This is a genomic window from Aquimarina brevivitae, from assembly GCF_004216895.1.
Lineage (GTDB): Bacteria > Bacteroidota > Bacteroidia > Flavobacteriales > Flavobacteriaceae > Aquimarina > Aquimarina brevivitae.
Genome location: NZ_SGXE01000005.1, coordinates 1 through 20,577, shown reverse-complemented (window position 1 = coordinate 20,577; position 20,577 = coordinate 1). Strand labels below are relative to the sequence as shown.

Here is a 20,577-nt window from a genome sequence, read left to right as displayed (position 1 = left end):
TTGTGTTAGGTGTGCCTAAATTAAAGATACTCGCTCATATTGGTTTCAAAACCATCAATGCTTTTTTTGTTTTTTTCTTGCCAATAGGCTTTAATCTTATCGTCACCTTTTTTCGTTGCCCAGGATTTTAATTGAGTGCGTTCTTCTTTAAAATCCATGAAGGGTACTGCAAAGCCACAGGAGGTTTGTACTTTTTCAATCTTCATTTCGATAATTTGTCTGGATCCAGGTATATCAGGAAAAAGCGCTATGTTAGTATCAAAACCACGTTCTCCGTGATGAAAAATTTTAGCCTGTCCATACAATCTTAAAATAAGGGGTTTACCCTCAAAAGCACAAAAAAGAATAGTCATTCTCGAATTTTGTAGCAAATGTGCTGCGGTTTCATTACCACTTCCGGTAAGATTGAGCCACACAATTTTGTTAGCATCGATCACCCTAAACGTATCCATACCCTTTGGAGATATATTGACGCTACCTGTAGTAGCAGCTGTTCCGACAAAAAAGATTTTTTGAGCCTTTATAAATTCAGTATGCTGCGGTGTCAAGGCTTCAAATTGTTTTCCCATTAGTCTACGATGATTTTAGGGTTTAAGGAAGTCAAATAATCTGCAAATGACTGGTTTGAAGATGGAGAAATATAAAGTTGGTCAAATTTTTGGTAATGAATGATGATCCCTTTTCGTGCCATCGCTGGCCTGAAACCCACCCAAAGCGTTTTATGAAGCGTTATTTTGTTAATATCCTCAATATTGATGGTTCCTCTAATGGGTCCACAGATATATTTCAATTTATCGTTGGTGATGATATATCGGGTATCCAAATAGGACCAAATTAAAAATATCAGTACTACAATCACTAAGGTCGAGGTAAAAATATCCGCGGCTTCAAATGTTTCCATTTCTATAACCGCAATGGTAAAGATATAAACAAGAAATATAACCACAGCAAGTAGTATCAATGAAAATAGTGGATCTCTTCGGGTTTTAAAAGTCATGGGTTAAAAATTTCATTGTGTGACTAGTGCTGTTAAAAATACAAATAACTATAGAAGAAAATGTATAAAAAAGATAGAAGTTTAAGGGTGAATTACTATAAATCCCTATTTTTTCTACGGTTAAAGTATTGATTATTAGTTTTTTGTTTAGAAAATGTTAAACCTTTTAAGAGCCATAGGAATTAACAATAACTTTAAGAAAAAACGTATGAAATGTCATTTACTAGTCCGTAAAAATTTTGTCATCTTCTTACTTATTGTTTGCAGTTATGGTAACCTTGTTGCGCAAGGCGATGGGGTATCCACCGAAGAATTAGCCAAACAGTTAGCTAATCCTGTTGCCAGTTTGATAAGTTTACCATTTCAAAACAATTTTGACTTTTCAGTGGGGCCTAACGAGGGATTCCGATATAATCTTAATGTTCAGCCCGTAATACCTTTTAGTATTGGTAAAGACTGGAACTTAATAAGCAGAACTATTGTTCCGTTTATTGACCAAAAGGATGTTGTGTTTGACGGAAGTTCCAACTCGGGCTTAGGTGATATTACCCAAAGTCTCTTCTTTTCGCCAAAAGAAGCCACTTCTTCTGGACTTGTTTGGGGAGTAGGCCCTGTGTTGCTTCTACCAACGGCAACAGAAGATGCTTTTAAAAGTAATACGTGGGCTGCTGGGCCAAATGCTGTAATTTTAAAGATATCAGGCCCTTATACTTTTGGAGGTTTAGTCAATCATCTCTGGTCCTATGCTGGGGATGGTGAAGAGCTTAGTGTTAGTTTTATGCAACCTTTCTTTACCTATGCCACACCTAATGGTGCTTCCTATACGATAGCATCGGAAAATACCCAAAGTTGGGAAAATGAAATATTTGGTGGGGTCGTAGGGTTTTATTATGCTAAAGTTACCAAGTTTGGCAAGCAATTAGTACAACTGGGAGGAGGACCCAAAGTATATTACGGTAATAATACGTTTAACCCTGATTTTGGTTTTCGCTTTAATCTAGTGTTGTTGTTTCCTAAACGACCGAAGGTTGAGAACGAAGCACAATAACCAGTATGTAATAATTGATTGCTGATCCCTTACCAGGAGATTAAGTATCAAAGTTTATCGTTTCGTCAGTAAAAGGAGCTACAGGCTTTTAAATTATGTTTCATATCAGATTACTAAAATAGTAGATGAAAGTAAATACTAGTATAGTAAAAATTATAGGCTGCATTATACTGTTCAGTACGCAACCAATCTTAGCCCAAGAAGAAGAAGAAAGAATCGATGTAGCATCACATAGGCATAAACTCGGTATATACACAGGGTATTCCTGGATACCAGAAGGAAGAGACCCTGAAACGAATAAGAAAGAGTTTATTGTCGCTCCTTCTTTTGGGATCGCATATGAATACTGGTTTACTAAGCGATGGGCTATTGGAACCTATAACAATATTGAAATCATAAATATAGAGGTAGAGAAAAGCGATAATGTGTTTATAGAACGTGAAAATGTATTGGTAATATCCTTGGGGTTAGCCTATCAGGTAGTGCCAAAATTGTCTGTGTCCATAGGAGGCGGCATAGAGTCTGATGAAAATGAAACCTTGGGGGTAGTCAGGATAGGAAGTGAATTTATAGTATTAGAACATAGGGATTGGGAACTCTCTGTTGCACTTGATTACTTACATAAAGAGATTTATGATGTCGGTGGTGTAGGTTTTGTACTGAGCAAAAAATTTTAATTTAACATACTAACTTATGAAATATCCAATAGGCATACTACTTAGTTTATCATTGTTGATGCTATCTTGTGGAGGGCTGAATACTAAAATGACAGGCTCCTGGACTAATACCGAATTGTTGAATACTAATCAATACGGTAGTGTTTTTATTGAGGTTATGGGACCAAGTCCACAAATCAAAAATAAGCTCGAAAGTAATCTGGCGGCAGAGGCTAGACAGAGAGGTCTTAAATCTATTGAAGGTAATAAGGTCTTTAAAAGTTCTTTTTTTACTTCAGAAACCCCATCCAAAGAACAAGTATTAGAGAAGATTCGGTCAACGGGTATGGAAACCATTTTTACGGTATATCTAAAAGATAAAGAAACCGTAACTCGATATGTTCCTGGAACTACAACATATGCTCCTGCAGGGTTTGGGTATTATAGAAATTACTATGGTTACTATACTAATTTTTATCAGGTAGCCCAACAACCAGGATATTATCAAAATACCAATGTATATTATGTAGAGAGCAATTTATATGATGTAAAAAATGAGGAACTTCTTTGGTCTGCTCAATCCAAAACCTATAACCCTCAGAGTGCAGAAAATTTTGTAGAGGGATATACACAAGCCGTAATCAATCAATTGTTAAAGGATGGAGTTTTACAAAAAGATAAAGTCGATAAGTAGAGCATTATGAATCACTGGCTTTGTGTGTTATTTTTCTTTACTGCTACGCTTGCCCATTTTGGTCAAACGGATAGCTTATCCTTAAAAAATGGAGATCATTTAATAGGAGAAATAAAAAAGATGGAAAATGGAATCCTAACGTTTGAAACCTCGTATAGTGATGATGATTTTACAATTCTTTGGGTAGATGTTGTTGCTATAAGTAGTAATCAGATGTATCTCATCACCTTAAGCAATGGAGATCGGTGTAACAGTGAATTAAAATCACACGATAAACAAGGGATAGTGAATGTATATAGTAATGGGCAATTTAGAGAAGTAAGTATAAAAGATATTGTATATGTCAAACCGGTAAAATCTAGCTTTATTTCCAGATTAGATGCTTCACTGTCATTTGGATTAAATTTTACGAAAAGTAAAAACTTAAAACAGCTTACCTTACGAAGTAAATTAGGCTATTCAGCTAATTTTTGGCAATTGACAGGTGCCTATGACTATGTAAGAAGTAGTCAAGAAAATATACAAGAAATAGAAAGGATTGATGCTCACATGCAGTTTACTTACTTTCTTCAAAAAGACATTTTTGCCTTATTTAGGTCAGATATATTATCTAATGACGAACAAAAGTTGGCATTACGGGTCAACAATAGATTAGGAGCAGGTAAATATTTCATCCATTCTAATCAATTATATTTTGGTGCAGGAGGAGGCTTAGCCTACAATAATGAAGAATTTTCTGGTTCGACTCAAGAAAGCAGGAGTAGTTTAGAGGCATTTTGTACCGTAGCCTTAGATCTTTTTGATATTAGAGATTTTGAATTGGTGACCAATTTTACTGCATTTCCGAGTATAACAGAAAGTGGACGTTGGCGGTTTGATTACAAATTGGATTTAAAATATGATTTGCCACTGGAGTTTTTTATCAAGATAGGGGTGACTTATAATTATGATAACCAACCTGTAGAAGGAGCTTCAGAAAATGATTATATCCTACAAACCACTTTTGGTTGGGAACTTTAATTAACCCAAAAACTAATCTTATGATACGTAAAAGTTATACATTATTCATTTTTCATATTTTGGTAGTAGTACGTTTTGTTGGGTATGGACAGGATACCCATTACTGGTCTCAGCAATATGGAACCCGGACCGCATTACTATCTGGCGCTATTTTAGGAGGGGTAAATGACAATACCATTATCTATTATAATCCAGGGGGTTTAGGCTTTATTGAAAACTCAAATATTTCTGTGAATGCAAACGCATATCGGGTGGAGAATATCAAAATCGCTAATGCATTGGGAGAAGAGTCTGATTTTAAAAGCTCTAATTTAGGATCCATACCTTTGCTAGCAGGTGGAATGATCAATATAAAGGATAAAAAATGGAAATTGGGTTATGGTTTTATGGCTCCTGTGAACTTCAGCTTTAAAGGTATTGCCAGAGTTGACGGCGATTTTGATATCATAAGTGAAGCCGAAAGTCCTGGGGCTGAAGAATTGGTAGGAGAAAGTAGTGTCTCTACAGAACTAAATGAAGTGTCTATGGCCTTAGGATTAGGAAGGATGATTTCTGAGAAGCTCTCCATAGGGATTACTAATCTCTTTACCGTAAGATCTCATACGTATAATAGGGGATATGCAGCTTTTGTCTTTTTAAATGATGGGTCACAGACTTTAATAGGTGGTAATTTTACCCAAAATGCAGAATATTATAATGTTCGCTATGCTGTGAAAATCGGTGTAGCCTATAGATTAGAACGATGGAGTGGAGGTGTAACACTAACGACGCCTTCTATAAATTTGTTTGGGGTTGGCAGTGTGGCATCGAGTATCAATGCCCGAAATATACGATTTGATCCAGCTGGAGATCGACTCAGCGGTGTAGCAACTGACCGGCAGGCTGAATTAAAAACAACTTTTAAATCACCTTTATCTTTCAGTGCAGGGATTAATTATAACGATGGAACTTCTTTTATTGGCCTTTCTGTTCAATATTATGCGGCTATTGATCCTTATGATATGGTAAGCGTTAGTCCTAATACTTTTGTTAGACCGGCAGAATTAGCACCAGAACTAGGTAGTGATCAATTTTTGAATATGCGAGCTGGTGCAAAATCAGTATTCAATATAGCTTTAGGGTATGAGTATAGGATAAAAGAGTCACTCTCCGTGGTAGGAAGTATTAGAACTGATCAGTCTTTTTTTGATGACTCCTTGAATGATACTTCAGGTATTAAGACTACTATCAGCTCCTGGGATCTCTATCATTTTTCTGCAGGTACAACTTTTACCTATAAAAATAGTGATCTTACATTAGGTTTATTATTTAGTACGGGACGTAAAGGTAATTATGAACAAGTGGGTAACTTGAGTAACCCCAATGAAAACAACTTACTACAAGGTGCCACAAGTATCACCAATGCCAATTATAATTCCGTTGGATTATTGTTAGGATATACGTTTAACTTTAAAAAGATTTAAATGCCTATTGATTTTTAGGTACCGATCGCACGCATCGAAATCCTACGTGTTGCATACCAGAGTCTGGACTAAGTCGCATTCTTCGAGCATTTCTATAACCAGAACACCAACTATCATTACATAAAAATGAACCACCACGAACCACTTTGTTTGTCGCTTGTTGTTGATACACCTCAGTAGTTTTGGTAGGACCTTTTGGATTATACGATAGCTGAGTGTTTTGGCTAATATGTTTATAATAATCAGCGCCATACCAATCTAGGGTCCATTCCCACACATTACCTGCAATATCATATAAGCCATAGGCGTTAGGTGGAAAAGATCCAACCGGAGCTGTACCGATATATCCATCTTGTCCGGTATTAGTATACGGAAAGTTACCTTGCAAAAAATTACCATAGGCTGTTACGTCACTTACCAAACTATCACCCCAGGGATACATAGTATTGGCTGCTCCAGCTCGCATGGCATATTCATACTCTGCTTCTGTTGGTAGTCTTTTGTTAGCCCACTTGGCGTATGCCATGGCATCGTACCAGGATATTTGAGTCACCGGCATATTGAGAATAACATCTAATGGAATTGCTACTCCACTAGGATTTTTCCAATTGGCACCTGCTTTAAAATACCACCAATTTGATAAATCATCTTTAGGAGTATTTTCAGGAACATATTGAAAAACCAGCGCACCTGCTCTAAGTAGACTGTCGTGTGGTTTAGGAGTACCTGAAGGGACTTGTTTTTTTAATTCCTCCCAATTGATGTCTTGTTCAGCAACGGTTTTATACCCTGTTTCCTTGACAAATTCTAAGAATTGCCCAACTGTAACCTCGTGTTCATCCATATAGAAGTTATCTACCTGTACGGTGTGTTTTGGAAATTCGTCGGGTTGAGGTAAGCCGGTTCTAGGCATTTGCTCTGCGTATTCAGGTATATCACCTCCCATTTCAAAAACTCCACCTTCAATAAATACCATTTCCGTAGTATCTTGTAATTTGTTTATGTTAGGGGTTATGGCGGCTATGTTTTTTAGAAATTTATTTTCAAGATAGACTTTACCTAGTAATGAATCTGATGGGACGTAGCAGTAGAGCGTGGTATTTTTTTGTAATGGATCACTACTCGTTGGTTTGTTTTTACAGCTTAAAATGGTCAAAACACTTAAAGGAAATAGTACTAAAATCGGAAATAAAATTTTGTTCATTATAGAGTTCTTCAGGTATAGTTTTTAGTGTAAAGGGTTTAGCAAAGTGATTTTTTACTGCATAAACAAGGGTAGTTAAAGCTATTTTACCAAATATAGTGAAGTATAATAAACCTTAAATACCCTTATTTTTAGAATAAAATGAGACAGCGATGATGAGCTATTGCCTAGCTTTGGATCTTAAAATAGCTTCAATTGCCTTATTTATATCCAAAGAAGCCGATGCTTGTCTTGGAGGATATTCTTTAAAAGTGGCTAAATGATCATTCAATAACCCAATTGCAGGCTGCATTACCCATGATTTTTCCATTATCAATTCAAACCCCTGTATGTCATCATAGTGTTCAAAAGGATCTTTTCTGAGGTTGAATAGCTGTGGCATGGTATGCGGAACCATATCATCAAAATAACGTTCTTTGGTTGCAAAATGCATTTTCCAGGGACCCACGCGCATTGCAGTTAAGCCTGCCTCGTAGTAATAAAAGAAGTGATTACGTGCAGATTTATCCGTTTTGCCCATCCAGTAATCCAAATTGTTGAAGCCATCAATATATACTTTGTAGGTCATATCACCAGCCTTTTTACCTTTTTTCAGCTCGTCTTTGATCGAGGTGTTACCCACGGCAGCCATAATGGTAGGTAATACGTCTTCATGAGCTGAGATTCCATTTCGTATTAAACCTGCTGGTATTTTACCTGGCCAACGCACTAAAAATGGCGATCGTAATCCCCCTTCATAAGTTGTCATTTTTTCGCCCCTAAACATAGTAACTCCTGCGTGCGGAAAAGTACTTTGTTCAGGGCCATTATCAGTAGTATAAATGACAATAGTATTTTTGTCCATACCAAGTTCTTTAAGGTAATCGAGCAATTCTCCTACGTGACCATCATGCTCCATAAAACCAGAACCAAATAAATCCATATCCGTACTTATGGGAGTAGCCAGATTTCTTGAAGCTTCTTTTAGGTGCGTATATACGTGCATTCTACTTGTGGCGTGCCAGATGAAAAAGGGTTTGTTAGCATCCTTTGCCCGCTTCATAAAGTCCTTACTCAGCGCAACCAGTTCATCATCGAAGGTCTCCATTCGTTTGGAAGTTAAGGGACCAATATCAGTCACTTTTTGTTTTCCGATCACTCCAAACCTTGGGTCTACCGTATCATCATAGGTGTCAGTAGCATACGATTTTATGATTCCTCGTGGACCGTATTTTTCAGCAAATTCTTTGCTTTTTGGGTAATCTGCTTGTTCTGGTTCTTCAGAAACGTTAAGATGATACAAATTACCAAAAAATTCATCAAAACCGTGTACAGTAGGCAAATGTTCGTTTCGATCCCCCAAATGATTCTTACCATATTGTGCAGTCATATAGCCTAGAGGCTTTAATAACTCCGCGATGGTAGGATCCTCTTTTTTTAACCCAAGAGGGTTACCCGGCTGACCAACAGTGGTTAGACCTGTTCTTACTGGTTTTTGACCTGTAATGAATGCAGCTCTACCGGCCGTGCAGCTGGGTTGTGAGTAATGATCGGTAAAAATCACTCCTTCTTTAGCAATTCGGTCGATATTTGGAGTAGGGTACTGTAACCCCAGTGAATAGCAGCTCAGCGCATTAGGCGCTACATCATCAACCATTATTACCAAAATGTTTGGTTTGTCGGATTGAGCAACTGAAAAAAAACTAACGAGTACTAAGACTAAAAATAATTTGTGCTTCATTGTAATTTAGTTTATGAATTAAAATTTACTGTATTCCTAATTTCAATTTTTTTCCAAACTAAATCTTGACGTGTATAAAGCTAAGGTGTTTTATATTTTAAAAGTATTGAATACCTAATTACCAGGTGCGTAAACGTAGTTAAACAATAAGTAGCCTTGCGTGCACATCATTGTATACAAAACACTTGATGATATTCTACCTCTAGTCCCTTACTAGAATTGTAGTACATCTGGTTTTAAATTTTACTACTAAACTTACTTGGTAATCCTTTCCTAATCACTTTAAATTTAAGAAAAAAAACGCTAGAATTTCAGTAAGCTTAAATCTTAGCTTAAAATTAGCATTTGTACAAAGTGTGGTGATCTTTCGAAATTCTTGTCCTTTTTACAAAGCGAAAAAGATTACATTTTGTAAGGTATTATTAGAAAAAAGTCAATTTGTTTTCTCAGAAGTGGAGGGGTTATAGCGAGACAGGGGTAATTATTTTTCTTTCCTTAAAATACTGTCCATTTTTTTACCTTTTGCCAATTCATCTACTAGCTTATCCAAATAGCGTACTTTTTGAGTTAATGGATTTTCAATTTCTTCTACTCGATATCCACAAATTACACCTTTAATTAGTGTTGCATTGGGGTGTAAAGTCGCTTGATCAAAAAATGTTTCAAAGGTTGCTTTACTATCGATAAGTTCTTGCAACTTAGTTTCATTAAAGCCCGTTAACCATTCTATGACCTGGATTAGCTCTTCTTTCGTCTTTCCTTTCTTTTCTACTTTGGCTATATAATGCGGATAAACCGAGGCAAAGGACATTTTGGCAATGCGTTCATCATGTGCTGCTGTGCTTTTCATACGCTACGATTTGATAGTAAGATACTATTTTTTTTTCATTGTATTGTACACCGTGGGCAGTATAAAAAACTAATTTTTTAGCAATTAAGGCTTTGATTAATAGTTGTTTGTGTTCTTTTGTTTTTACATTTGGTTGACAAATTCAAGAAACACTTCTTTATGCTTTTCTAAATCTAAATCTGGAGAAACGGATACACGAGCGATGTAATCCTTATCTTTTTCTTTGGTTGTCCCCTGCGTACTCGTGGCAGGAATTGTCCAGTAACACCCTTTGAGTTGCCCGTAACTCACACAATATTTACTATCCTTTGGAATTTGCGTAATCATCATATCAATCAGCTTTTGATTCAACGCTCTTTTGTGGGCTTCTTTTTCTTCAGCGGTAGCACCTTTAGTAGGTAAATCCAGCGAAAAAACGGAAGGTGTAAATCCTTGAGCGGCTAATGTTTCGGATACGAAGTTTATTTTGGCCTCAGGTAATTTTTCTTGAATGAAGGTAACAAATTCGCGTGTGTTTACATAGGCCTCTTTTATTCTTTGATTCATCGAAGGTAATTGAGCAGCCAGTATTTGTAGCTGAAGATCCGTAGCACCATTGTCGCATAATCGTAAATGGGTTTCAATTTTTTGCAATAAAGGAGCTGCTAACGTATTGGCTACACAATAACCAGCAGTACATTTTCCTCCACTAGGAAATTTGGAACCACTAACGTAGGCGATAGCTTTAACGTCTGAAAGTATTTCGCCTTCACCTAAAAAATGAACGTTTGGGCAAAAGGTTTGATCCAAGATAAAAACCGGAGCTATGGCTACTGAACCACTAGGAGTATGTCGCTTTTTTTCAAGAGCTTCCTTCAGCTTTATTAGATTAGGAACTTCAACTCTTGGATTTGTTGGTATTTCTGCAATGATATAAGGTACCGCATCTTGTTTGGCGACTTCTTCCAGCACTTTATCTACACTTTGCACCATATCGTTATCGCGGTCAACCGGTAAATCCAATACCTCAGCATTAGCGATACTAGCTGCGACCCGACGAGCTTGATCATTTGTACCTCCATAACAATTCGGGGGAACGAGAAACTTAATAGGTTTGCCTTTGTGTTTTTCTAGGGCTTCATCTACCAAACCCATCATTATGGCATACTGAATTGATAATCCGCTCGATCCTAGTTGTGCTTGGGTATTGGTACCAGTTATTTTTTTGATTTCTTCAATAACCTTATTCTTAGTATTTGCTGACTTCGTATCAAATGTTGGACGATCAGAAGGATCCACGACAAGTGTTCGGAGCACTGTAAAGCAATCCGCTGGTGTCATCGCAATGCTTTCTCGTCTTCGTACATGTTGAATTTCACTGATGTAGCTTTCGGGTTCACCACTTTTTACAATAATGATGCTACCGAGATTAGGCTGCATATCGATAAAAAAATCTACCGTTGCAGGAATGGTATAACTCCCTATTTTCTCTTGATGAGAGAGAAACACTGTACTATGTGCTAATTTTGGTATGTCTTCCATGCGATTTACCGCTACTAGTTCAAAATCATAGCCATACACTTCTTGTAGTAGTGTTGCATCTATAAGTTCTGGTAATTCACCTTGAAAAAAAACTGTTGTTTTCTGACCTTCCAAGGCATTTTTGCGGAGTACCGCCAAAAGAGGCATGGTCTGAGAAGAGAAACTGATTACCTGGTTTGAAGCTACGTCGTTTAATTGGCCCAGAACCCATTCCAATACGGAGGATAAAGGATGCCCTAATCGAATATAGTCATAGGCAGTAGGTAAATTGCTTAGTGCCGTTTCAGAAACTTTGTTAGCTGAATAAAGACTTTCTAACGCTGTAATGAATTCTGTTTTGGCCAACTTCTCATTATATATATCAAGTCTGTGGGTGGTCAATTCTACCCAGTCTTTAGGCATATTATGTAAAACTTCTTTAAGGAAATAAAGCAATTTTGTAGTATCCATGTAGTGTTTCTTTTGATCGGCGAGAAATATACATTAATTAGCTTTTTTTAAAAAACGTATTAACTAACATTTACCAGGCATTTTTAAAGCTTTTTTTATTTTGTGTAATTTGAGATGACATATAGGTTACCACACAGACAGTTAAGCTAGAAAAGTAATGCTGGATTATGGATTATCAGATCCTGAAAGAATAATGACTTGTGCTAGTATTGATTCGCTAGTTCGCTAAATAGTTGATGAAGGCCTCTTTGAAAGCTTCAAAATCTTGCGCTGCATTGTTACCATATAGCGGAATACTGATCGTGGTTTCAAGACGACCCTCTCTACCGCTCATAAATTCTCTCCATAGGGTGTTGGATAAAATGGAGTTTTTTTTACGAGCAATAACAGTTGCGTTTATACCTATACTTGCTGTAACTCTGGTTTTATAATCATAGGTAAGCGTACAATCCAGTATAGAGAACATGCCATAGGAGTTTGAGGTGGTTGTTGTATTTGGTGCTGTCTTTGTGTTTTTTTGGTCGGTGTCAAATAGCATAAGGTACTGTTCAGCAGATGTAGTATTGGTATCCGCCCAATTGGTTATTCTTTTATTGGCCCAGGTGCAATCAAATTCAAAATAATACACCTCTTCGGTTTCTGTATAAGCAGCTGTTTTACTTTTGCTTTTCTGCTGATGTGCTGTACAGACGGTTTCTTTTACCTGGTATACACAAAACCCTATGCGGTGTGCAGCGGCTTGTAAATTTTGCCATTTTTCCTCATTTTTTTGTAAAGACTGGGTATATGCAGGTAAGCAGCAAAGTAAAACAATGCTATAGGTTACTAACTGTTTTAGCTGTTTTATTTGAAGACCTCTATTTGATGTTACAATCATGGGTACTAGTGTTTTTGAACTTATGGTGATACTAATTTCATCATAGTATATCCTCCAAGTTTTTGATTGGAGTAAATTAATGCAATGCGTAAACATTAAGACTTCATACTTTGCAAAATACATTTTTCGGGTAAATAATTTAGATTTTAGTTTTGCTTAGTCAGTTCATCTTTCATAAAAGGACTAGTAAATGCTATCCAATCTGTTGTAGGTAAAGATTTACCATCAATATTCATAGGGGTAAATCTCACTTTGTAGGTTGCTGTTGGTGTAAATGTAAAGGCACCTGAGCACATATCATGACCTACATGTAGTTTTTCAAACCAAGGGGTGATATAATATAACGATGTGGTAGTAGCGCCTACTTCTTTGACTTCTGTTTTATACCAAATCTCAGCCTTGGGTTTATTGGTAATTGCAAAACTAGCATATGCCTCGGGTCCACAACCATACTGAAAGACTTCTGTTTTTTCAAAGGCTATTGATAATGAATTCGTTAAGGGATCTACGTGATGTTGATCACTTGTTGTCCAATACACTTTTTCTTCCTTGTTATCGTAATACTTTATCATTTCTATGGTTTCCGCTTCCGTTTGATTTTCATACGTTAAGAAATAAGTGGTGTTAGGCTCTAATGAAGAAGTGGTATAGAATATGGCTTGCGTTAGTTGAAACTGTCCTTTAAACATTTCTTGAAGGCGTAATTGGATTCTATCACCGGTCTCACTTACTAGATAAACTTTTCTGTTCTCAAAGCTGTTTACCGTTTTTTGACTTTCGGCATAGCCTTGAATGATAAACATCGGATTAAGACTGATTTCTTTTTGTGTAGGATAAAATTGCATGCCACTTTCTGTACACTCTGCTACAGCCCAATTAATACAACCTATAACGAGGAGGAGGAAGGTGATTTTTTGCATCAGTTTTGTTTTTTTAAGGTATATCAAATAGTATACCGATACTACAAAATTTTCGTATTAATTGATTAAATCGATTACGAAATCACTATAGTAATAATTGTAGCTGGCACGCACACTATAACAATTAAGCTATGTACGGGTTAACCAGGATATAGTAAAAAACTAGTCTTTGGTATTGATGGGAAAGGTAAGTCCAAAACTAAGTGCCGCAACACCTTGTTTAACCGTAGGCTGATAATACAAAGCAACGCCCACATCAACATCATGGTTTCTTCCTAGCTCTAGTCCTAATGAAAAGGGGATATGAGGTATAATACCACCCTTTTCAATATCGTGGTAAAAGGTTAGTGTTTCAAATTCACCAATGGAAGTTCCGATTCCTAATTCAAGATAAGGTGCTACCCAAGGGATAGGAGCTCTAACACGTGCTTTTCCGCCTAATAGTACAGCTTTAGATTCAGCTTTTTCGTCGGTTGGATTTCCATTCACATCTTCTCCATCGGAGCTCGTTGAAATAAATCCTAAATAAGGCCTTAACTCAAACCAAGAAGCAGCTTTTAATACTAATTCTCCCTGAGCAAAAAAACCAGAATTTACAATTTCATCGCTACTTCTATACGGTGCAGTGCTACCAAAACCTATTTGCCCCTGGATCGCAGTTTCTTTGATAAACTGGGCTTCTATAGAATTTGAAGCTAATAAAAACAAAAAAAGTATTCCTTTGATGAGTTTGTTGTTCATGGCTTTTTAGGGTAATAAATAAGTGAAATGATGTGTGTGATTAATTAAAAAAAAATTGTGTTACTGGTCGGCGAAGATATAATCTTTAATTTTTTTGAACCTCACGGAAAAGGGTGAGAACTTAATTTATTCTTTTTTAGCGAGCATTTTTGAGGAAGTTTACGAAAGCGTTTCCCTTTTTATGAAGAATGATTAGCCCAAATAATATCTTGACGGAGTGTCTAACTTTCATTTTTAGCGCAACTTGGACGATTCCAGGTTGCCCTCTATTTTATTTGATCGTTAGGTAAGGGGCGCTTTCAAAAAAAGTAGTTCTATAATTTCTAAGAGAAGCCTACTTAGTCAAGCTATTATTTTTAAAAATGAATTAGTACAAGATGTTTTACTTTTTTATTCTTTTCCAGAAACGAACCTTCAATTAGTCCTACAAGTAAGCCTAAGCTTGAGTCAAATATATTTCCATAAACTATTCCTGATTGTAAATCTAAGATTGGTCCAAAGGTAATACCAAGTCCAGTTCCGAATGCTAGCCAAAGACCAGTTAGAAGTGTTTGATAATATTAAGCTGATACGAATCCAAATGCTTGGGTTAATAGGTTTTTTAACTTCTTAAAACGTTTATTTGCTTGTTGTTCTATGAGCATATTTGTAAAGTTTTCACCGATTCTATTTCGTTTCTCTATTTATTCGCTTTCGGAATTATGTTTTCTTTCTATTTTTGTGTTTAGGTTTAAAATATGCGCTCACATTTTTTTATACCCTACGTTTTCAGTTTCACTTTTCAATTTTTGAATTTTTTATTGCCGAATCTAGGGTTCTTGCCTAGCTCATCATAGATTTTTATTGTGTCTATAACGCTTGCTTCATTTTATGAAATAAAGGATAAAGTATTCGCAAAATCTAAAAGGATATAGGTCTATAAATTCTTAATTACTGCTTAAACAATCTGTAATGAACATAAAGAAAACGCTAAATAATGCTTTATAGGTTAAGTGTCGAAAGATAGGGTTTAAAAGCAGTGGGTAGTGAATAGCCTATCTATTCATAATCAGGTATATTCTTTCCTAGAATTAAATTTCTATGCGCTGTCCAAATGCCATCTTTCTTTTGGAGTGTTACGATTCCTGACCCACCTCTGTTTTTGTGGGATTGTTTCTTTTCCTCGGTTAGCTTGGGGTCACTTTCAAAAAAATAGCTGTCTAAATAATAGGGAATAGTACCCGGTTCTTTAACATATACGTGGATGTGTTCAGGTTCATTTACTTTAGGGTAGGGAGCTGGTCGGAAGGTATAAAACGAAAACTTTCCATCTTTACCAGTTTTCAACCAAGTTCGATACTGACCGTGAGTTTTTTCCCAGCCGAAAGGATCTTCTCCAGCTTGATAAATTCCGTTACGATCGGTTTGATATAAGTAGAGTATCACATTTTCTGCTGGCGTTTTACCATCTTTTTGAAATACAGTTCCCGATAGTTTAATTTTGGGGTCATTCTTTTCAAAACCTATTATGGTGTCCGTTGATTTGAGTGTGCTATTTAGTTTGGTAAAGTCCATCACCGCCTGACAATCCTGGCAGGGTCCGCCAACGTTTCTTTCTGTCCTGTTGTTGGATTGTCCACTGCAAGAAATTGTAACTATACTCAAAAGTAATATTCCCCAATATGTTCTCATTGTTGTTTGTTTTAAATGGTGTATTAAGTTATGGTGTTTGAGCAGTAGCGTTTACGAAACACATTCGTTTCGGTTAGAAAGATAGCAAAATCCGTTGAATTCCGTTTGTGCTCTGAATCTTCGGGACAGCTGCAATGAACTATAGCCGGTGTTGTGTACTGTGCTTTTTATTCATCGTTATGGCTTGCCACAAAATGATGATTCCAGTTAATAATATTATCAAACCACCTATTAGAAAAGCCATTCCATATCCTTTAGCAAATAATCCGCAAAAGTAATTCAAGTATCTGTTTATAATTCCAGATGAGTAAATTCCAGATGAGTAAATTCCAAATGTCAGAATTAGAACTACTATTGAGTTGATAATTCCAAATTTATACTTCCAATTTACCAATCCAACTGCTATAACTCCGATTATTAAACTGGCTAAAGTCCAATAAGCTTGGTCGGCGAAAAATTGTCCAATCCGCACTTCAGTCAGACTGTCAAATTTTTCCCAATCCTCATTCATCAATGCATCGAATTGTTTTCCATTATATGCCACGTACAATCGGTCAATTCCGCTAATGATAAAAATAAGAGCAAAACATTCTAATAAAATCAGTTTAAGGTTAAATTTCTTTATCATTTTTGGCATTGTACACAACGTTTAATATATGTGTCGTAGCAGGGCAAAATGTTACCTTATTTTTTGATTTTTCTGCGCATTGTTTGCTAACTTTCACTTTCTGCAAGAATTGCGCCTTACCAAATATACAAGAACCATTCGATTAATCACTTAGCTGCTATGATCACATATATGTTGTTGTGGCCAGTTTATTTATTTAATCTCGTGATCATAATCATAATATTCCAGAGAGAGAATAAGTCACTTCCTTTTTTCGTAATAAAAATCGTTTCTTTCCCGTCAAATTCAGTAACTAATAATTCGCGTTCGTTGCGTTTTTTAATTTTTTTGAGTTTAGTTTCACCAGCTTCTGCTTTTTCGAAATATTCTTTCCGATTTTTAGAGTCCACATCTTCAATTGAATCTAATTTTACAGAGTTGAGTTTTGTTCCATCATACCCAATAATTCTTTTTGTTCCTAATGCTGTCCAATTATTCTTTGAATCCGTAAATAGTAAGATTATTTTTCCGCTATCTTTTTCGTCAAAATGATTTAGGTATTTCATTTTAACTTCGTCAGTCAAGTTCTCAAATAAAAAGGTGTTTTTATTCGGTAGATTATGTTGAGAAGCTCTCCACTTAATTCTATCTTCTATAAATTCGACTGTTTTTCGCATTCAGTTTAATTGGCTACAACGTTTATGTATAAGATTAGTGGCGTGTTTAAGTACTAAAGCTAGCAAATACAACACAGATAGAATATTCCGCAGGAATGTTCGTAAGTAGGCTAGAACTAGCAATAAATTATATACGGTGTTAGCAACTGTATTTATATTATTTCGTTCATTATTTTAAAAATCTTTTTCGAGTTATCCGCCTTCTTGTTGTCACATTTCTCAAAGTTATGATTTATAATAAACTTATTTGTCTTATTCCCGTTTGTAAATTCAACAAGATAAACATCTGCACAACCCAAAAAAGGTTCACAATATTTTTCGCTATCTTCAGTTTCAATAAATTCAGAGTCGGAGATTATTGATTTTAATTCGCTGATAATTCTTTTTTCGCTAATTTTTTTCGAGAAATTTAGTTTAGACAATTGGTTTTCTTTTTCATACTCAAAATCCTCAATTAAGTATGAGTGAAATGTCAGTTCAGAATTACTTTTATTAAATTCTAACATTTGCTCAAAAACAGCTCCACCTCCTGGAAATCTCCAAATTCTTAATGTTTCAGATTTTAATTCAGAAATAGGTTTTCGATTCAGTTTCTTTAAAGGATATTCAATCTCATTATCAAGATGTTTCTTAAAATTCCATTCTTCGTTTTCTTCTTTAACCTTTTCTTTCAATTCAGACCTTTCATTTATTTCACTTTTTTTCTTTTCAGAAATGCTGTTACATCCGAAAATCATTAAAATTAATAAAACTGAAATTAGTCTGTTCATATTGTTGCAAACGTTCTGTGTATAGCTTGTTGCGGGATTTTCCGAAGGAAACATTCCGATAAGTCACTAAGGCAGTAAAATTGCAATGAATTCCGATTAGGAATTCAGCCGCAATGAGCTATACACTTTGTTACCACATGTTTTTAAATTCTAATTTTACCTTGATCATAAATTTCAAATTCGAAAATATCATCAGGTTTAAATCCATAAACTTTTTGAAGAACCTCGAGAACTATTCTGTTAGCCTTTTCTAAATTATTTCCGAAGTTCACTGCAAAACACGGAATTCCATCCCATTCATAATTTATGAATTCACTTGCTATTTTTAATTCCCTGAAACTATTTAATTCGTCTATTTGGTTGTCAAAAGTTAGATTTAATGAAAAATTAAATTCATTTTTAGGAGTACTTGTTTGTTGTATTAAAGCTCCGTGAACAATTTGTATTATCACAGAATTATCTTTTGCCAAATTAATTAAATAGGCATGATTATCTTTTTCAAATCGGTCAGCGACTAATTTCAAAGTATTTCTTAAGCCACTATCCAGTTTTTCCGTTTGGGATTTAACTCCAAAATTAATACCCAAAGCAGCCAAAACTGCTAATAAAATTCTCTTCATTCTTTTTTTATAATATGTGGTAACGTTTAGCTATGCCTAGTGCGGAAGCAGAAAATCACTGGTTTTCTGAGCTAGCACTTAGCCAAAGTTTATGTTTTGTTTTTATCTTTTCTAAAATACTTAATTTAAATCTTTGGTGACAAACCAAATAGGCAAGAGCCATAAGAGTTAACCTAAACTCCGCATTATCGCATAGGTGTTGTTACCCAAGGTTTTTTATCATTTCGTTTATTCTTTTTTCCGCATCCTTTTTGGTTATTCCGTAATAATAGTCTCTAACAAATGGATGGTCAAAATCTTGATGAGGAAAAATTTCAGGCCTACTATTTCCTGTTCTTGTCATTACGTCGCAAGGAATCGAAATTGTTTCACCATATTGTGGGATGTTGCTGCATAACCAACCAAAATAGCCAGTTTTGTGATTCGGATTATTGTAATTTTCTTTATAGTCTAAATAACTTTTTTCGCTTAATGATACCCAAAGTCCATATTCCAAAGTTTCACAAGCGTCTTTTACTTTTTGAGTAAGTGTTACTCTTATAAATCGGTCAATTTGGTCTTTGTAATGAATTTCGCAAAAATCAGTATCCAATTTTCCGATTTTAGACTTTTCATCATCAGAAAGGTTATGATAATTAGCTGGCGAACTGAAAGCTAACGCAGGCCATTCAGAATGGACTTTTCCACATTCAGTACAATTAAATACACCTTCTGTTTTTATTCTGCTAAACAACACCGTTTCATTTCTTTTGAAAGGTGATTGTGCTATAATTCCTTCCCAATTTTTATCTATTTCAGGGAACTTATTTAGCAATTCCGTCATAAATTTTCTCCAACCTATAAAATCCTCTGTTGCAATTGCTATTTTATTTTCCGCCTCAATATTTAGGCAAATTTCGTCAATCGTAAGCCTATCAAATTTGAAACCAGTTAGCTTGTCAATTTCATTCCATTCGAATTGAGATATTTCGCCATTATAATTAATGAGAAATCCGTTTTCGGTCAAATCAACCGTTTCGATTCGTTCTTTCTTTTTCCATTTTTTCCAAAACATTGCTGTTGGTTTTTCAAATGTTGGGTAATGTTTAATATATGTGTCGTAGCAGCACAAAATGTTACCTTGCTTTTTGATTTTTCTGCGCAGTGATTGCTAACTTTTCTCTCGAGCAAGCATTGCGCCTTACCAAAAATACAACAACCAATCGATTGATCACTTTGCTGCTATGAGCACATATATTTTGTTATCGACTTTTTTCTTTACAGGATTTTACTATTTTAATTCCGCTAATCGTATCATTTGATATGGTAAAGCTTGACTTATATTCTCCCAGTTCTGCATATAAAGTACTTCCTTTTTTATAATGAAAACTAGTTCCTATAAAATCTAGCAATTTACTTTTTTCAGTTCCAATTGCTATACTATCCCATACTTTTATATCATCTGTTTTTAATTCAAGAATAGATAATGATTCGTTCTTTGAGTTAAATTTCCAGCTTTCAGGTTTGTCCGTTGTATATACTGTTAACATTCCTATCATCCGATACTTTTGGTCTTTATTTATTAAATGGTAAAAACCATAAAACCCTTCTTTTTCTTGCTTACATAAAGATTCAAGATCAGAATGCGGAACAACTCCAGAGGTAGTCGTTAAGAATTCTAAACTTTTAGTTTCCGTTAAATTTATTAGGTCAGCAAATACTCTTATTGGTATTTCAGGATTATTTTTTTCAATAGAGTTTGCTTCCAAAGTTTCTATTTTGTTTTCAATTTTAATAGATTCCTTTTCCGTTTCTTTTTTACAGAAAACAAGTAAAAAACTCAATAAGACTAATATTAAATATCTTTTCATTCGAATTGTCGATAACGGTCTCGGCTATGATTTCGTTGTGGAATCGTCCGCAGGACTATTCCGCCGAAATCCAGACGTTTGATTTATAAATTAAGCTTTGTTTTAACTTTATGCCACAATGAATTATAGCATCTATGTAAAAGCAGCTTATCGTGTATCTTTAAGATGTACTAAAAATTAAAAGATATGAAAACACAACAAACTGCTACTGCTAAGTTATT

Annotated in this window: 21 protein-coding genes; 5 read left to right on the top strand and 16 right to left on the bottom strand. The window is 35.3% G+C overall.

Translation table 11 applies throughout. The features are described 5' to 3' along the window. Window positions 1-20 precede the first annotated feature (20 nt). Both EV197_RS14460 and EV197_RS14455 read right to left on the bottom strand, forming a co-directional pair. The gene (locus EV197_RS14460; RefSeq protein ID WP_130287514.1) at window positions 21-569 is read right to left on the bottom strand and encodes a pyridoxamine 5'-phosphate oxidase family protein; all 549 of its coding nucleotides are present in this window, start codon (window positions 567-569) and stop codon (window positions 21-23) included. Further along, on the bottom strand, window positions 569-997 hold the full coding sequence (locus EV197_RS14455) for a PH domain-containing protein (protein ID WP_130287513.1): 429 nt from the start codon (window positions 995-997) through the stop codon (window positions 569-571). The genes EV197_RS14460 and EV197_RS14455 overlap by 1 nt, the downstream gene beginning before the upstream one ends. A gap of 208 nt (window positions 998-1,205) precedes the next feature. On the opposite strand from EV197_RS14455, the gene EV197_RS14450 reads away from it, so the two are divergent. From EV197_RS14450 to EV197_RS14430, 5 genes are all read left to right on the top strand, one after another. Continuing rightward, on the top strand, window positions 1,206-2,045 hold the full coding sequence (locus EV197_RS14450; protein WP_207224220.1) for a hypothetical protein: 840 nt from the start codon (window positions 1,206-1,208) through the stop codon (window positions 2,043-2,045). Window positions 2,046-2,170: 125 nt separating this feature from the next. Next, window positions 2,171-2,722: a hypothetical protein gene (locus EV197_RS14445; protein ID WP_130287512.1), complete on the top strand. Its 552-nt coding sequence runs from the start codon at window positions 2,171-2,173 to the stop codon at window positions 2,720-2,722. 16 nt (window positions 2,723-2,738) lie between these two features. Next, window positions 2,739-3,395, top strand: coding sequence for a hypothetical protein (locus EV197_RS14440; protein ID WP_130287511.1), 657 nt, complete (start codon window positions 2,739-2,741; stop codon window positions 3,393-3,395). Between the two features lie 6 nt (window positions 3,396-3,401). Then, complete coding sequence (locus tag EV197_RS14435; RefSeq protein WP_130287510.1) at window positions 3,402-4,415, top strand: DUF481 domain-containing protein; 1,014 nt, start codon at window positions 3,402-3,404, stop codon at window positions 4,413-4,415. A 20-nt stretch (window positions 4,416-4,435) separates the two neighbouring features. Continuing rightward, on the top strand, window positions 4,436-5,878 hold the full coding sequence (locus EV197_RS14430) for a hypothetical protein (RefSeq protein ID WP_130287509.1): 1,443 nt from the start codon (window positions 4,436-4,438) through the stop codon (window positions 5,876-5,878). Window positions 5,879-5,882: 4 nt separating this feature from the next. Here EV197_RS14430 and EV197_RS14425 read toward each other — a convergent pair whose 3' ends face one another. The 14 genes from EV197_RS14425 to EV197_RS14360 form a co-directional block, all read right to left on the bottom strand. Next, window positions 5,883-7,082 (bottom strand): formylglycine-generating enzyme family protein, encoded by a 1,200-nt coding sequence (locus EV197_RS14425; protein ID WP_130287508.1) that lies wholly within the window; start codon window positions 7,080-7,082, stop codon window positions 5,883-5,885. A gap of 160 nt (window positions 7,083-7,242) precedes the next feature. After that, complete coding sequence (locus EV197_RS14420) at window positions 7,243-8,802, bottom strand: arylsulfatase (protein ID WP_130287507.1); 1,560 nt, start codon at window positions 8,800-8,802, stop codon at window positions 7,243-7,245. 481 nt (window positions 8,803-9,283) lie between these two features. Further along, window positions 9,284-9,652: a DUF2200 domain-containing protein gene (locus EV197_RS14415; protein WP_130287506.1), complete on the bottom strand. Its 369-nt coding sequence runs from the start codon at window positions 9,650-9,652 to the stop codon at window positions 9,284-9,286. Window positions 9,653-9,775: 123 nt separating this feature from the next. Then, window positions 9,776-11,623: a PLP-dependent aminotransferase family protein gene (locus EV197_RS14410; RefSeq protein WP_130287505.1), complete on the bottom strand. Its 1,848-nt coding sequence runs from the start codon at window positions 11,621-11,623 to the stop codon at window positions 9,776-9,778. Between the two features lie 217 nt (window positions 11,624-11,840). Continuing rightward, window positions 11,841-12,500, bottom strand: a complete 660-nt coding sequence (locus tag EV197_RS14405; protein ID WP_130287504.1) for a hypothetical protein — start codon at window positions 12,498-12,500, stop codon at window positions 11,841-11,843. Window positions 12,501-12,646: 146 nt separating this feature from the next. After that, window positions 12,647-13,420, bottom strand: a complete 774-nt coding sequence (locus EV197_RS14400) for a hypothetical protein (protein ID WP_130287503.1) — start codon at window positions 13,418-13,420, stop codon at window positions 12,647-12,649. 162 nt (window positions 13,421-13,582) lie between these two features. Beyond that, window positions 13,583-14,161 carry a hypothetical protein gene (locus EV197_RS14395; RefSeq protein ID WP_130287502.1) on the bottom strand — a complete coding sequence of 193 codons (579 nt, stop codon included), beginning with the start codon at window positions 14,159-14,161 and terminating at the stop codon, window positions 13,583-13,585. Window positions 14,162-15,199: 1,038 nt separating this feature from the next. After that, window positions 15,200-15,832 carry a dioxygenase family protein gene (locus EV197_RS14390; RefSeq protein WP_130287501.1) on the bottom strand — a complete coding sequence of 211 codons (633 nt, stop codon included), beginning with the start codon at window positions 15,830-15,832 and terminating at the stop codon, window positions 15,200-15,202. A 139-nt stretch (window positions 15,833-15,971) separates the two neighbouring features. Beyond that, window positions 15,972-16,469 carry a hypothetical protein gene (locus tag EV197_RS14385; protein WP_130287500.1) on the bottom strand — a complete coding sequence of 166 codons (498 nt, stop codon included), beginning with the start codon at window positions 16,467-16,469 and terminating at the stop codon, window positions 15,972-15,974. A 179-nt stretch (window positions 16,470-16,648) separates the two neighbouring features. Beyond that, a complete protein-coding gene (locus tag EV197_RS14380) occupies window positions 16,649-17,116 on the bottom strand; it encodes a hypothetical protein (RefSeq protein WP_130287499.1) in 468 nt (155 codons plus the stop codon). A 152-nt stretch (window positions 17,117-17,268) separates the two neighbouring features. Then, entirely contained in the window at window positions 17,269-17,886 is a 618-nt protein-coding gene (locus EV197_RS14375; protein ID WP_130287498.1) for a hypothetical protein, read from the bottom strand. 143 nt (window positions 17,887-18,029) lie between these two features. Next, window positions 18,030-18,506 (bottom strand): hypothetical protein, encoded by a 477-nt coding sequence (locus EV197_RS14370; RefSeq protein WP_130287497.1) that lies wholly within the window; start codon window positions 18,504-18,506, stop codon window positions 18,030-18,032. A 202-nt stretch (window positions 18,507-18,708) separates the two neighbouring features. Beyond that, the gene (locus EV197_RS14365) at window positions 18,709-19,560 is read right to left on the bottom strand and encodes a DUF2199 domain-containing protein (protein WP_242610747.1); all 852 of its coding nucleotides are present in this window, start codon (window positions 19,558-19,560) and stop codon (window positions 18,709-18,711) included. Between the two features lie 187 nt (window positions 19,561-19,747). Continuing rightward, window positions 19,748-20,356, bottom strand: coding sequence for a hypothetical protein (locus EV197_RS14360; protein WP_130287496.1), 609 nt, complete (start codon window positions 20,354-20,356; stop codon window positions 19,748-19,750). Between the last annotated feature and the right edge of the window lie 221 nt (window positions 20,357-20,577).

Excerpts from the sequence above, each read along its gene's own strand:
- EV197_RS14460 (WP_130287514.1), bottom strand. The coding sequence starts at position 569 with ATGGGAAAACAATTTGAAGCCTTGACACCGCAGCATACTGAATTTATA.
- EV197_RS14455 (WP_130287513.1), bottom strand. The coding sequence starts at position 997 with ATGACTTTTAAAACCCGAAGAGATCCACTATTTTCATTGATACTACTT.
- EV197_RS14450 (WP_207224220.1), top strand. The coding sequence starts at position 1,206 with ATGAAATGTCATTTACTAGTCCGTAAAAATTTTGTCATCTTCTTACTT.
- EV197_RS14445 (WP_130287512.1), top strand. The coding sequence starts at position 2,171 with ATGAAAGTAAATACTAGTATAGTAAAAATTATAGGCTGCATTATACTG.
- EV197_RS14440 (WP_130287511.1), top strand. The coding sequence starts at position 2,739 with ATGAAATATCCAATAGGCATACTACTTAGTTTATCATTGTTGATGCTA.
- EV197_RS14435 (WP_130287510.1), top strand. The coding sequence starts at position 3,402 with ATGAATCACTGGCTTTGTGTGTTATTTTTCTTTACTGCTACGCTTGCC.
- EV197_RS14430 (WP_130287509.1), top strand. The coding sequence starts at position 4,436 with ATGATACGTAAAAGTTATACATTATTCATTTTTCATATTTTGGTAGTA.
- EV197_RS14425 (WP_130287508.1), bottom strand. The coding sequence starts at position 7,082 with ATGAACAAAATTTTATTTCCGATTTTAGTACTATTTCCTTTAAGTGTT.
- EV197_RS14420 (WP_130287507.1), bottom strand. The coding sequence starts at position 8,802 with ATGAAGCACAAATTATTTTTAGTCTTAGTACTCGTTAGTTTTTTTTCA.
- EV197_RS14415 (WP_130287506.1), bottom strand. The coding sequence starts at position 9,652 with ATGAAAAGCACAGCAGCACATGATGAACGCATTGCCAAAATGTCCTTT.
- EV197_RS14410 (WP_130287505.1), bottom strand. The coding sequence starts at position 11,623 with ATGGATACTACAAAATTGCTTTATTTCCTTAAAGAAGTTTTACATAAT.
- EV197_RS14405 (WP_130287504.1), bottom strand. The coding sequence starts at position 12,500 with ATGATTGTAACATCAAATAGAGGTCTTCAAATAAAACAGCTAAAACAG.
- EV197_RS14400 (WP_130287503.1), bottom strand. The coding sequence starts at position 13,420 with ATGCAAAAAATCACCTTCCTCCTCCTCGTTATAGGTTGTATTAATTGG.
- EV197_RS14395 (WP_130287502.1), bottom strand. The coding sequence starts at position 14,161 with ATGAACAACAAACTCATCAAAGGAATACTTTTTTTGTTTTTATTAGCT.
- EV197_RS14390 (WP_130287501.1), bottom strand. The coding sequence starts at position 15,832 with ATGAGAACATATTGGGGAATATTACTTTTGAGTATAGTTACAATTTCT.
- EV197_RS14385 (WP_130287500.1), bottom strand. The coding sequence starts at position 16,469 with ATGCCAAAAATGATAAAGAAATTTAACCTTAAACTGATTTTATTAGAA.
- EV197_RS14380 (WP_130287499.1), bottom strand. The coding sequence starts at position 17,116 with ATGCGAAAAACAGTCGAATTTATAGAAGATAGAATTAAGTGGAGAGCT.
- EV197_RS14375 (WP_130287498.1), bottom strand. The coding sequence starts at position 17,886 with ATGAACAGACTAATTTCAGTTTTATTAATTTTAATGATTTTCGGATGT.
- EV197_RS14370 (WP_130287497.1), bottom strand. The coding sequence starts at position 18,506 with ATGAAGAGAATTTTATTAGCAGTTTTGGCTGCTTTGGGTATTAATTTT.
- EV197_RS14365 (WP_242610747.1), bottom strand. The coding sequence starts at position 19,560 with ATGTTTTGGAAAAAATGGAAAAAGAAAGAACGAATCGAAACGGTTGAT.
- EV197_RS14360 (WP_130287496.1), bottom strand. The coding sequence starts at position 20,356 with ATGAAAAGATATTTAATATTAGTCTTATTGAGTTTTTTACTTGTTTTC.